Source organism: Algivirga pacifica (genome assembly GCF_039543525.1).
Lineage (GTDB): Bacteria > Bacteroidota > Bacteroidia > Cytophagales > Flammeovirgaceae > Algivirga > Algivirga pacifica.
Genome location: NZ_BAABJX010000026.1, coordinates 20,941 through 33,547 on the forward strand (window position 1 = coordinate 20,941; position 12,607 = coordinate 33,547).

Sequence of the window (12,607 nt, forward strand, 5' to 3'; positions counted from 1 at the left end):
ATTTTAATACATCTTGCGCGATCTACGCCTTGGTTACTCGTACCGCAGTAACTTTGTAAGCTGGCTCCTTAGAAAAAGGATCATGATCGTCCGACACCACTCCATTAATTAGGAAAGATGGATCATAAAATGCGGCAAACAACACCCCTGGCGTTTCATGCTCAGAGATTTTCACGACGGCATTCATATTACCCCTTCTTGCTTCCACCTTTACCGTCTCCCCTTCCTTCAACCTCATACGAGAGGCATCTTCCGGATGCATTACCAACTGGGCAGGACCACTGGAAGACATGAGTTCATCCACCTTCATGGTCATCGTTCCTGTATGCCACTGGGAGATTACCCTTCCGGTGGTTAAATAAAGTGGATACTCGTCAGTTACCTTTTCCTTGCTAGGCGTATAAGTACGTAGAAAAACCACAGCCTTACCATCTGGTTTTCCATAGAAGTAATGCTCTTTTCCTTCAGGTACAAAAGGATCTCCTTTCGTGTATCGGCGAACGGTGCCGGGATGATCGGTTGACGGACAAGGCCATTGTAATCCTCTTTCCTTCTTCAGGCGCTCATAAGTAATACCCTCAAAGTTATATTTACTGTGAGACGATACTTTACGGTACTCCTCCCAAACCTCATCCGGTGTTTTGGCTTTGATAAAATCGCCATACCCCATTCGCTCTGCAAAATCGACTAATATTTGAAGGTCGCTTTTTGCTTCTCCCGGAGGATCCAATAATTTTTCAATTAACTGATAACGTCTTTCTGTCTGTCCATATACGCCTTGCTTTTCAATGTACAATGCCGCTGGGAGAACAATATCTGCCAACTTGGTTGTTTCTGTCTCAAACACATCAGCCACCACCAAGAAGGTCTTTTCCATTCCTTTTTTATAGTGCTCTACATTAGGGGAGGATTGGGCAGGATTAGTACACATAATCAAAGCGCACTTCACCTTTTCATCCACCATGGCCTGAAACAATGCCAACGCATGATACCCTGGCTTAGGGCTCATGGAATCCTTTGGAATACCCCAAATCTCTTCCATCTCATTGCGATGCTCTTTCTTGGCAATCAGACGTCCATGCGGGATAATATGAGAAAGTGATCCTGTATCCCTTACCCCTCCACAAGCATTACTTTGCCCGGTCAGCGATAAAGGTGTTGCTCCCGGTCGATTGATATGTCCGGTGACAAGGTGCATACTATTCAATGTATTATTAAGGTAGGTGCCTTGTATCCTTTGGTTAATCCCCATCGTCCACAGTGACATGGTTGCTTTAGCATTACCAAACATGTAAGCGGCCTTTCGAATATCACGGGCGGATATTCCTAGTTCCGGAGCCACCTTTTCAGGTTTATAGTCTTCCAGAAACTTCTTGAAATCCTCAAAGGAAACCTTGTTCTTCCCATCACTAAAATTGACATGCTCCCGAATAAACTCCTCATCAAAAAGGTCCGTTTTCATCATGGTGTAGAGCATCGCATTCAATAGTAAAAGATCCGTCCCAGGCAATACCGGAAGGTGTAGATCTGCATGTTCTGCCGTTTTGGTTTTTCGGGGATCCACAACAATCATCCGTACATTGGGATTCACCTTTTTCCTGACCATCATCCGCTCAAATAAAGGAGGATGGCACTCATAGGCGTTGGAGCCAATCAAGAAAAAACACTCGGCATGATCGATATCCTCATAGGCTCCTGGGGGCTCATCCTTTCCAAACGTCTGGGTATATCCTACCGCTGCAGAAGCCATACAATATCGAGGGTTTCCATCGACATTATTCGTTTTAAAGCCACCTTTAAATAGCTTATTGGCCGTGTAAGATTCTTCCGTTAATAGTTGCCCCGATCCATAGAAGGCCACGCTATCTGCTCCATGCTCAGCAATTGCTCCCTTAAACTTCTCAGTCATCAACGTCATGGCCTCTTCCCAACTAGCTTCTTCTAATGTGCCATTTTTACGAATCATGGGCTTTTTCAATCGTTGAGGTTCATTGGCGAGCATCTTATCCAAAGTAGAGCCTTTGATACAAATCACTCCTTTATTATGCGCCTCCTGATCTCCCCTCACGCGCATAAGTTTCTTTCCTTTGCTCATACCCAACATCACACCACATCCGGTGCCACAATAACGGCAAACTGACTTATGCCAAGACTCCACGGGACCTTCATCCACGATCAGCTCCGTTAAAGCCCATCCCCCTGCTGTTAGGCCTCCTATAGCAATGGCTCCTCCAGCTACTTTGATAAAGCTTCTTCGAGTGATCTGATGGATTTCCTTATCCGACAGGTTTTTATCTTTCATTGATCTCTTTCGCTTATTTTAGGATGAATACTATAAATTAGATACGGACGCAATCCATCACGCCCCTTACCTATGTAGAATATAGAGTGATTCAAATAGATCTTGATATTCCTCTACTTTTAAGCGTGTACCTTTTTTGGTTTTTCACCACAAAAAGTATTCATAACATTCTCCTTACCTGTCCACTGATTGTCCACTCTTTAAAATACAATTTTGTATATACGATCAGTACCTTGTACGTTATACTATTATCCTATGCATTTTCAAATACAATGAACTGCAGAACTTTTCGTTACCTTTAATAAAAAAGGTATTTATAAAACCTTATAGTATATTTGCCTAATCAAGGAGGGCTTGAGAATTTATACTATTTCATGACTTCCAGGACTCTAAAACCATAGGACTTTACAGTTTCAACTTTAACATTAAGACTTCTTTACTTTTTAGCATACATCCATATGTCACAGTCTATATTTTCCCAACTCATCGCCATAGGGCAACTTCCTGATGACGAAATACAAATGCGCTCCAGGAAGCAGCTATTGAATAGTCTAGCCATCATGATGAGTGTTGGAGGTTTAATCTGGGGGGGCATCGCTTTTGCTTTTGGAGAATACCTCATTGGTATGATTCCTTTTGGCTACACGATTATGTCCTTCTTCAATTTGCTATATTTTCATATTAGCAAGAACTTCAAAGGCGTACGTTTTTTCCAGATTCTGATCAGTTTACTTCTTCCGTTCTTCTTCCAATGGGGACTAGGAGGGTTTGTTGCTTCTGGAGGAGTAATGCTTTGGGCATTATTTTCACTAACGGGATCTATCGCCTTTTCAGAGATTAAAAGCTCGTGGTATTGGCTAGCAGCCTATATTACCTTGATTATCTTTTCCGGGTTAACTGATAGCTATTGGGCTCAACATGGATTACAACATGAGGCATGGGTAAGTACTCTTTTCTTTACGCTGAACATGTCCATTATTTGTGGTATGGTGGTCAGCTTATTCCTTTACTTCGTTAACCTTAGAGATAAAGCAAACAATGAACTCAAGAGTTTGACGGAAAATCTGGAAGAAATCGTGGAAGCTCGTACACAGGAATTAACCGTCACCAACGCAGAACTTAACGACCAGAAACACGAACTACAGGCAACACTTAACAATTTACAAGCAACGCAATCCCAATTGGTACAATCAGAAAAGATGGCCTCACTGGGACAGCTTATTGCTGGGATTGCCCATGAAATCAACACACCTCTGGGGGCCATCAGTGCCTCAATACAAAATATTTCCGACTCTCTGCAAGTCTGCGGTACACACTTCCCTAACTTAGCAAAGAAACTCACAGAAGAAGAACTTCACATATTCTTCTCGATCGTGACAGAGGTTAGTCAAAGAGAAAACCAACACCTAACCTCCAGAGAGGAGCGACAACTGAAAAGAAAGCTGAGAGCTGATTTGGAAGAACTCGGTATAGAGGAAGAGAGTGATACGTTGGCCGATACCCTTATAGACTCCAAAGTATATAACCTTGATAGTATCAAGCCTTTGCTTGCTACAAAAAGTCCACTAGAGGCGATCAACTCCCTCTACCATTTCTCTACGCTGGTTAATGACAGTAATAATGTATCCTTAGCGGTAAGTAAAGCCTCTAAAGTGGTCTTTGCCTTGAAGAGTTTTGCTCACCGGGATGCGGAAGGGGACAAGCACCCTGCAGAGGTTATCAATAACCTGGAAACGGTCTTAACCTTGTATCAAAACCAAATGAAACATGGGGTGACCATACAGCGTAACTTCGAGCAAGTACCAATGATTTCCTGCTATGTCGATGAACTGAACCAGGTATGGACCAATCTCCTACACAATGCATTACAAGCCATGAACTATCAAGGAGATATCGCAATTGACGTGAAAAATACCTCCATGATTGGCGTTACCGGAGAAGAGGTAGGGGCTGTTAGTGTCGCCATGAAAGATTCAGGTACGGGAATCCCTGACAGAATTAAAGATCGTATATTCGACCCATTCTTCACAACGAAAAAACAAGGCGAAGGAACAGGCCTTGGTTTGGATATTGTGAGTAAAATTATAAAAAAACACCACGGAACTATTGAAGTGGACAGTGAAGTAGGACAAGGCACCACCTTTACCGTCACTCTTCCCCTAAATTAATGCAAAAGCATATAATGTAGTTGAAGTTGAGGGAGTAACAATTCAATCTTAACGGCTAACTACAAGCTAAAAACGACCAAAACATGAAAAGAGCTATATTATGCGTAGATGATGAACGCATCATTCTAACAGGCCTGAAAAAACAGCTAAAAACTGTTTTGGGCAGCGATTTTATCATAGAAACCGCCGAAAGTGGGGATGAGGGGCTGGAAGTTTTTGACGAACTCAAAGAAGATGGGTACGATATTCCTGTAGTTATCACGGATTACATCATGCCGGGGATGAAAGGAGATGAATTCCTGAAGAATATTCATCAACGTTGTGATACCACCATCAATATATTATTAACAGGGCAAGCAGATACCGAAGCTGTTGGTAGTGCGGTGAATGCGGCCAACCTGTATCGTTACATTCCCAAACCATGGGAACCAGAGGATGTACAGCTTACCGTAAAAGAAGCTATACAGAAGTACGATGCCAAAAAGCAAATTGAACTACAGCACAAAGAACTGGAAAGCCTCAACAGGGACTTGGAGTTCAAGGTTATTGAACGTACCGAGGAACTACAGGCCACTAATGAAGAGCTTCAAAGTACCAACGAAGAACTATTCAGAACACTGGAGGTAGTCAATGAGCAAAAAGAAGAAATTGAGCGAAAAAACCTTAAAATCCTCAATAGTATTCAGTATGCACAACGTATTCAGAAAGCAGTACTTCCAGATGAGCAACAGCTGGAACAACACTTGCAAGATCACTTTGTCTTCTTCAGACCCAGAGATATTGTCAGTGGTGACTTTTATTGGAGTAAAAGCACAAAAGAACGTACTTTTGTGACTGTTGCCGACTGTACAGGCCATGGTGTCCCGGGTGCTTTTATGAGCATGATGGGCGTAGCTTTTCTAAACCAAATTGATCCTTTGTGCAATGCTGCAGACTACTTAGAAACACTAAGAAATAATGTGAAGCATTCGCTAGGACAAAATGGTAGTAACGGAGAGCAGCAAGATGGTATGGATATCGCTTTCTGTATCATTGAAAAAGAAAATAATCTACTACACTTTGCCAGTGCGCATAATACGGCTATTATCCTTCGAAAAGCGGGTACTCCCCTGCCGGAAACGTCAGAACATATCAAGTTGATTGCATCCAAAACAGGCGATACCCTAATAGAGATTAAAGGCAATAGACAACCTATAGGGATATATCCAAAAGAAAAGCCATTTGTCAATCTCTCTATTCCATTACATAAAGGTGATATGATCTACCTGGCTTCTGATGGTTTTGCGGATCAAATAGGTGGGCCTAACAATAAAAAGTTTTTGAAGAAAAACCTGAAAGGATTCCTCTTCTCCATCTTTACACTGCCAGTAGCAGAGCAAAAGGAAATTTTAGAAGTAACTTTTGAAAGATGGAAGGCTGAGCAAGAACAGATTGATGATGTGGCTATTCTTGGCTTCAGAATCTAATAAGCTCTTTTTGTTGAATCGTTGAGGCAGCTTACGCTGCTTGTTGAATTGAGCTTCGCTCGTTGATTCGAGTTGAACTGTTGATTGAAATATATACAAATCCTCAAACCACCTATCAACTCGAATCAACGAGCGAAGCTCAATTCAACTCACCGAAGGTGAAATTCAACGATTCAACAAATACTACTGATGGTCTTTTTCCGCATGAAAGGCCTTTTTTCCTCTCAGAATCTCAAAAAACAGCTTGAAATCTGATCGTAAGCTCCACAAAGGATACTGAAAAGTTGCTGGCTTATTTTTCTCAAAGAAAAAGTGTCCTACCCACGCAAAACCATAACCAATCACAGGAAGAAATACCCATTGCCACGTCCATCCAAAATAAATAGCGATCCCCAAAGCTATAAAAAACAATAACGTTCCCGTAAAGTGTAATACCCTGGAGGTGGTATGTTGATGTTCAGACAGATAGTAAGGGTAAAATTCCTCGAATGTTTTAATTTCTTTTGATGACATAATCATTGTATTGGTTAAGGTTGAATCATACAGTTTTGTTGATGTTGTTTAGTTGAGCTTCGCTCGTTCATATTGTTTAGTTATTGTTGTTAAACCTCAATACGAAGTTATTGAGGTTTAATAACTTAATGTTAGATTTCAACTAAACATCATGAACGAGCGAAGCTCACTTAAACAATATGAACAGTTTATTGAGTACTATTGATGGATATCGCTCCTATTGGCAAGAATAGTCTCCCTTCTTTCAAGTCAATCCATTGTGATGGATCTCCTTCTTTATACAAACGACAAGCAAAAGTACTTTTCAATACGTAGTAAGCGGAATGAATATCGACACCTACTTTCTCATTGGAAAGATCAATTTCTTTATAAAAGTCATTGACGAAAAAATAGGTACTGTCCACTGATTGAGGTGCAAAAGCTGTCGAATAGAATGTGTCATTCTCCTTGTCTCTTACGGTCAATCGAATCCCCATTTGCACCAATCGTTCACAACTCTCGACCTTAGTATTCATACTCACTTGAGCAAAATCCAGCTTTGTTTCCCTAAATAAATAATCGACTTGATCCAGTCTCAATAGATCTCCGTCTGTCTTGGCAGAGGCACCTACCTCTATCTCAAAACGTTCCGAAGAAGTGAGTAATATACCATCCTCAAAACAGCTATAAAACCCAAAGGAAGTTTCTTCCGTCTTTTTTCCTTGCTGCAATACCGTATTTTGCTTTACATGATAAGCTACCTTAGTGGTATCCAAAGTGGCCGTAAAGTAATAATCTATAGGTTCCACTGTATCTTGGGAGCCACACGCCATCAGTAGTCCCATCAATACCATCATTAAAACTATATTATTCCCCCTCATTGTCTTCTTCATTTTCAATACGCATTACTATCGTTTCATAAGTCTTGTTCTCCATTCCTTTTTTCAAGGCTCCTGAAGATAATCGAGACAAGTACTCTTCATATCCCTTCACTGTCCCGGGTGTTTTCCAGGTTACTTCTTTGACTTCATATCGACCATATAAAAAGTTAGGCAATACTTCATTAGGCAACTTAGGGACTTTAATACTTAGTGATTCGGCAGGTAAATGAAGTGTCCAGAAACGCTTTTGTGTTCCTGTTCCTCCTTCCAATGAGATCTCGGCCCAAGAAGCCGAAGACTCCTGTTGAAAGGATAGGGCATCAGACTGTACTGTATATTCAAATGTATGCGTATTCCATACAATGTCACTTGGCAATACTGTCCCCCAATGCTCATAAGTTCTATTAAATTGTGCTCCTGTATCCGTTCCTGTAAAATAGAAGTTCTCCCAATGCTGATCGGGGGTATAAGTCGTTATTGATGAAGTATTCGTACTCCCTTTAGTTAAAAGGTGTCTCGACTCATTATCCATCAATCTATACTGAAAACTATTGGTTTCTGAAATTGAAATTTGATGCTTTGAATAAGCTGTGAAGTCATCCAAAGACAAACGTACCGTATCCCCTGGCTGTTGTGCCGCTTTTAGGGCTACAAATACCGTATCTTCCACTTCATAGGACAAATACAAGTTACTATGATTCTTCACGACCTCCATCGCTAAAGAATGCAACGTATCCTGCACTATCTCAACCTCATGAAACGTAGAATCACTTCCGGAAACTGTTCCAAAAAAAGCTTTGGGAATATGCGGATGAAGGTCCATTTCTACCATCACCGTTCCCAAAGAATCTGTCTCCTCTAAGAGCTCTTCTTCCTGATTGACCCAATTCCAGCTTGACAAAGAAGCATTGGCATAATAAGAATGTAACTGATTCCCATAAAAAACATGGACAAGAAATGTTTCGTCAATTGCACCATTATAATCCTTGAAATGATACTGCCCTCCATTCACCACAGGCTCTATATACTGTAGTGTTCCTTGCTCATCCGTAACCAATAGAAATGCCTGTTCTGCCGTTCTAAAATAATCGGGAGCAAATGAAAAGTCCAATTGATAGTTGTGGATGTTCATACCCAGAATCTCCTTGGATACTTCTCCATTAATTGTAGTCAATATTGCTACCAACTCGTAGCTTCCATTCGGATAATTGAACGTATCAAAGCGAACATTATACTCACTTTCCTGAAAGTCTGAACGGTAAATCAGTTCTCCATTCAAAAAGCATTCAAACGACTGTATAGAATCTGGACTATTGTTTAAAAAGGTCAAGTCATTGATCCCACGGACAAGCTCATCACTACTCTGGTTAATTTGTAGATAATCCTCTATGGGTATGAACTCTTCCTCAGGCTCCTTGAACAGAGCACAAGAAGTCATCCACAAAGTCAAGAAAAGCAGCAGGTAATAGTTTGTTTTCATTCGTTCAAAAAAAGCCTATCAGTTTATAAAAAGGTTAATACTATCCGGTTTAAAATTACTCTCCCGAAAATAGTAATAATGTTCTTTCTCCAAAGGAAAAGGAACACCTTGTTCTATATAAGTCGTAATTTTAAAAAGAGAATCCTTCACTACGGCTCCTTTCAACTCTAAGACAAAAGCTCCACATAGTCCCGGATACCAAGTTTGAATATCCAATTGTTCATTATTTACCTGAAAAAGTCCCCAGTCAATCGGGTTTGTCTGATAATTCTGTGGTAACTCCGGAATCCAATTCCCATTACGTACAATATCAGCCGCATCGGTTACTTCCCCATAATAGTAAACTACTCCATTGCCATATAGATACACAACATCTACAGCTGTACTCGTATCATTCTCACTATAATAGTACCCGTTCAAAGGCAATTGCCCTGCCGTGTAGTTCTCTCTTTCCAAAGTGAATTCCTGATTTTCACAAACATCCGGCAATACAGCTTCCAAAGAACATGCCTGTACAAGAAAGGCCATAACGGCTATTAGAACACTCAATACCCCATGAAAAATATATCTTGTTTTCATTCAAAAAATATTGTCTAAAAAATAATTGTCACTGCTTATCGCTTATCGCTTATCGCTTATCGCTTATCGCTTATCGCTTATCGCTTATCGCTTATCGCTTATCGCTTATCGCTTATCGCTTATCGCTTATCGCTTATCGCTTATCGCTTAAAAGCGAAAATTATAAGGTTCAGTTTAAAGTTCCTACCAATGGGAAAATTACGGAAATTATTTATTTAATCGTATTCCTTCCCATAACAAGACAATTATTCGGAGAGATTAGACAGGTTAAGGGAGAAAGTAAAAGGTAAAAGGTAAAAGCCATCACACATGATCACTTTTACCTTTTACCTTTTACCTTTTACCTCAAGAAAGATAAGGTATAATTTTATCGACTTTTTCAACGATCCAGTCAGCACCTTGCTGGATTTTCTTGTAAAACATCCCGGAAGCGATCAGGCTATCCCAATCAAATTCATAATTGCGATAGAGATATAAAGGTGCGTTCGGGTGCTGCCAATACTGCTTAAATCCTCTAAACTCTAATGGATCATTGTCTATCATCCAATAACGATATAGGGCCTGTCGTTTTTCTTCTGTTCCCTGAAAAGTCACTCCTAAACGTTCTTTCTCTAACAAGATATCAATGCCTTCCGCATAGCCTTCACATTGAGCTACCCACTCTCCTTCTTCAGAAAACAGTGGATAAAATAGCTTATTTGGAAAATGAGGCAATAGCGCTTCACAGTAAACCATGGCCTGCTCCTCTCCATCTTGGTATGGGATCGCATGATGCAACCGTGTCGAGCGTTTAATCAAAGAAGCCTGCTCCAATGCATTTTGGAAGCTCTCTGTAAAATCAGTAAACGTCGTAATATAATCTGCCAAAGTCCCTTCCAGATCCGTAGAGTGGTATAAAACACTGCCTTCACTGTCCAACACTCCCCTTAGTAATAATTTGTTATTAAAATAACTATACTCCTGCAAGCTGGCATGTTTCAATAAAGTCAGATGCTTCAGTTCCCAGAAATCCTTCAGTTCCTCCGATAGGATTCCTGATTGTTGATAAATAATCGTTTGTTCTACCCCTTGTTGATCGATCTCCTGCAAGATGCTCATACAATCCCTTAGTGCTTTCAGATCATGAACTACCATGACCAGCTCTTCTTCACTTTCACGAATCAATCGCTCCAACCATTTAATGTGTTGAGAAGGGGTTAAAAAAATAGCCATTTTGTTATTTGTTCAAGGTGTTTAATTGAGCTTCGCTCGTTCATAATGTTTAGTTGAATGTTACCTACTTGTAGAAAGCGTAGTGCAAACCCGCTTCAGGTCGTATCATTACATGACGTGGTCGACCCTACGACCAGTTTCTACCTTTTTACTTTCAGCTTAAATTGACAGCATTGGGGGCGCCCTTACTCTATCCTTCAAACACAAAGATACCTTTTTCCTTAAGCTTAAAATAGCAAGCAGCTGTTGCTTTTACATCTGCCAAGGCATCATGTGCTCCTTCAAAGGGTTCCTCAAACAATTTCCAGTAAAGTTCTTCTAGTTTTGGCCACTTATATCCCCCATAATACTCATTCCATATCCCTACATAATCGGTACTACCGAGCATAGTACAAAATGTATCAGGGACATGTAAAAGCTTTTCTTCTCGATAAAATTCTGCGCCCATTATAGGTAGGTCAAACTTAATATTATGCGCTACCAATAGGTCTGCTTGCTCCAACGCTTCTTCAAAAACTGCCACCGCCTGAAACATGGGCACACCTTCCGCTTCTGCTACTTCCTGGGAAATACCATGTATACGACTCGCCTCAATAGGAATCTCCCACCCATCAGGTTGTATAATAGCCTGATACTCTTGAATCGTATTCCCTTCTGTATCAGTTAACAAAAACCCTAACTGTACGACTCTAGGCCAATTACTAACATCTGACCATTTAGCGTGATAACTCCTCGGCAAGCCATTCGTCTCTGTATCGAAAAATAAAATATTACCCATTTGCTTCTTATTATGCGGTGATTTGTCCATGCAATATAAGGCAACAGAACGTAAATGAATTACGTCCTCCTTACGTTCCTTGATTTTGCAAGATAGCCATCGCCCGTTCCTTAAGGTCTTCTGCCAAAGACATTGGAGCTAATACTTGCATACCATGGGCATAAGTCATCAATAAGCTTTGCAGCTCATAGTTCAGTACGACTTCCAAAGAAATTGTCACAAACTTCTCTGTTTCTTCCACTTTACGCTGTGAACCGTGAATAGGTTTGGACTGAATGTAAGGCCAAAGCCCTTTCTCTATTTTTAATAATACTTTTTGAGGGCCCTCTTTTTCATTTCGGGTAACTCCTACTACATCTTCAAAATACTCCTGGAAATTATATTGGGTATTCTCAATATAGGGTAAACTGCAAGTCTCCATAGCCACAATACGGTCTAGTGCTATATTTGTCAAAGCATCGTATTTAGGGTTATAGCCCAACAAGAACCATCGGTTATTATATTGTTTCAGGTGATAAGGATGAATCTCAAAATATTCACTTCCCTCTTTCTTGTAACTCTGGTAGGTCACCTGTAATACCTTTTTGTAAATAATAGCATTATATGCCTCTTCCAGATATTCCAATCCGGTCAGAAAAGGATTTTGTTGGAAAGACATCACCTCCTGCTCCTGCTTTTCCTGTATTCCCATATTGGCATGCAGGCGAGTAACCGTTTCCTGTAACCAGTCAAATTGTGGCAGTCCCTTCATCAAGTTCAGGGATTGTAAAGTTTCTTTTAAGTGGGCTACCTCCAACTCCGTCATGGGTTGGTTATCAATAGAAAAACTGGGATCCTTGTAACGATAATATGTTTTGCGGCCTTCCCGTATACGATCAATATCTGCTGACCACCCCTGATCACTTTCCATATAGGTCAGATCATTGAATAGTTGCCTTCTCTTAATATCCACACCATTGCCAGTAAATTCTTGTAATGCACTATTACACTCCGTCAGCAGGTCTTCCAAAAAGTACTTTCTTCCTGTATTTCTAAAGCAACGATCTAACGTTTTATAGCGAATAATTGCGTGTTTATTGGTGGCCATTTTCTCTTTTGTTTATGGTTAAACGATCAACTATACACAAATAAAAAACACAACTATGCAATCTAAATGCACAGTTGTGTTTTTTTTGTTCATGATGTTTAATTGAGCTTCGCTCGTTCATGTTGTTTAGTTGAAAAAAAATAAAACAACTAAACACTATGA

General features: G+C 40.4%; 10 protein-coding genes. 2 read left to right on the plus strand and 8 right to left on the minus strand.

Features of this window, described 5'->3' with window-relative positions:
- Nucleotides 1-22: 22 nt before the first annotated feature.
- Nucleotides 23-2,302: a molybdopterin oxidoreductase family protein gene (locus ABD985_RS08700; protein ID WP_345370960.1), complete on the minus strand. Its 2,280-nt coding sequence runs from the start codon at nt 2,300-2,302 to the stop codon at nt 23-25.
- Nucleotides 2,303-2,760: 458 nt separating this feature from the next.
- Here ABD985_RS08700 and ABD985_RS08705 point away from each other — a divergent pair, with 458 nt between their 5' ends.
- Together ABD985_RS08705 and ABD985_RS08710 are read left to right on the plus strand one after the other, a co-directional pair.
- On the plus strand, nt 2,761-4,470 hold the full coding sequence (locus tag ABD985_RS08705) for a sensor histidine kinase (RefSeq protein ID WP_345370962.1): 1,710 nt from the start codon (nt 2,761-2,763) through the stop codon (nt 4,468-4,470).
- Between the two features lie 83 nt (nt 4,471-4,553).
- Nucleotides 4,554-5,936, plus strand: coding sequence for a SpoIIE family protein phosphatase (locus ABD985_RS08710; RefSeq protein WP_345370964.1), 1,383 nt, complete (start codon nt 4,554-4,556; stop codon nt 5,934-5,936).
- A gap of 183 nt (nt 5,937-6,119) precedes the next feature.
- Here ABD985_RS08710 and ABD985_RS08715 read toward each other — a convergent pair whose 3' ends face one another.
- The 7 genes from ABD985_RS08715 to ABD985_RS08745 all read right to left on the minus strand — a co-directional run bounded on the left by ABD985_RS08715 (nt 6,120) and on the right by ABD985_RS08745 (nt 12,445).
- A complete protein-coding gene (locus tag ABD985_RS08715; protein WP_345370965.1) occupies nt 6,120-6,449 on the minus strand; it encodes an Mpo1-like protein in 330 nt (109 codons plus the stop codon).
- Nucleotides 6,450-6,637: 188 nt separating this feature from the next.
- Nucleotides 6,638-7,321, minus strand: a complete 684-nt coding sequence (locus ABD985_RS08720; protein WP_345370966.1) for a hypothetical protein — start codon at nt 7,319-7,321, stop codon at nt 6,638-6,640.
- A complete protein-coding gene (locus ABD985_RS08725; RefSeq protein ID WP_345370967.1) occupies nt 7,296-8,789 on the minus strand; it encodes a hypothetical protein in 1,494 nt (497 codons plus the stop codon). The genes ABD985_RS08720 and ABD985_RS08725 overlap by 26 nt, the downstream gene beginning before the upstream one ends.
- A gap of 18 nt (nt 8,790-8,807) precedes the next feature.
- On the minus strand, nt 8,808-9,368 hold the full coding sequence (locus tag ABD985_RS08730; protein ID WP_345370969.1) for a hypothetical protein: 561 nt from the start codon (nt 9,366-9,368) through the stop codon (nt 8,808-8,810).
- Nucleotides 9,369-9,713: 345 nt separating this feature from the next.
- Complete coding sequence (locus ABD985_RS08735) at nt 9,714-10,580, minus strand: hypothetical protein (RefSeq protein ID WP_345370971.1); 867 nt, start codon at nt 10,578-10,580, stop codon at nt 9,714-9,716.
- A gap of 190 nt (nt 10,581-10,770) precedes the next feature.
- Nucleotides 10,771-11,388, minus strand: a complete 618-nt coding sequence (locus tag ABD985_RS08740; protein ID WP_345370972.1) for a 3'-5' exonuclease — start codon at nt 11,386-11,388, stop codon at nt 10,771-10,773.
- Between the two features lie 40 nt (nt 11,389-11,428).
- Complete coding sequence (locus tag ABD985_RS08745; RefSeq protein ID WP_345370974.1) at nt 11,429-12,445, minus strand: helix-turn-helix transcriptional regulator; 1,017 nt, start codon at nt 12,443-12,445, stop codon at nt 11,429-11,431.
- Nucleotides 12,446-12,607: the final 162 nt, after the last annotated feature.

Bases quoted from the DNA above. Each gene is read 5' to 3' on its own strand.
- ABD985_RS08700 (WP_345370960.1), bottom strand. From the start codon at position 2,302: ATGAAAGATAAAAACCTGTCGGATAAGGAAATCCATCAGATCACTCGA.
- ABD985_RS08705 (WP_345370962.1), top strand. From the start codon at position 2,761: ATGTCACAGTCTATATTTTCCCAACTCATCGCCATAGGGCAACTTCCT.
- ABD985_RS08710 (WP_345370964.1), top strand. From the start codon at position 4,554: ATGAAAAGAGCTATATTATGCGTAGATGATGAACGCATCATTCTAACA.
- ABD985_RS08715 (WP_345370965.1), bottom strand. From the start codon at position 6,449: ATGTCATCAAAAGAAATTAAAACATTCGAGGAATTTTACCCTTACTAT.
- ABD985_RS08720 (WP_345370966.1), bottom strand. From the start codon at position 7,321: ATGAAGAAGACAATGAGGGGGAATAATATAGTTTTAATGATGGTATTG.
- ABD985_RS08725 (WP_345370967.1), bottom strand. From the start codon at position 8,789: ATGAAAACAAACTATTACCTGCTGCTTTTCTTGACTTTGTGGATGACT.
- ABD985_RS08730 (WP_345370969.1), bottom strand. From the start codon at position 9,368: ATGAAAACAAGATATATTTTTCATGGGGTATTGAGTGTTCTAATAGCC.
- ABD985_RS08735 (WP_345370971.1), bottom strand. From the start codon at position 10,580: ATGGCTATTTTTTTAACCCCTTCTCAACACATTAAATGGTTGGAGCGA.
- ABD985_RS08740 (WP_345370972.1), bottom strand. From the start codon at position 11,388: ATGGACAAATCACCGCATAATAAGAAGCAAATGGGTAATATTTTATTT.
- ABD985_RS08745 (WP_345370974.1), bottom strand. From the start codon at position 12,445: ATGGCCACCAATAAACACGCAATTATTCGCTATAAAACGTTAGATCGT.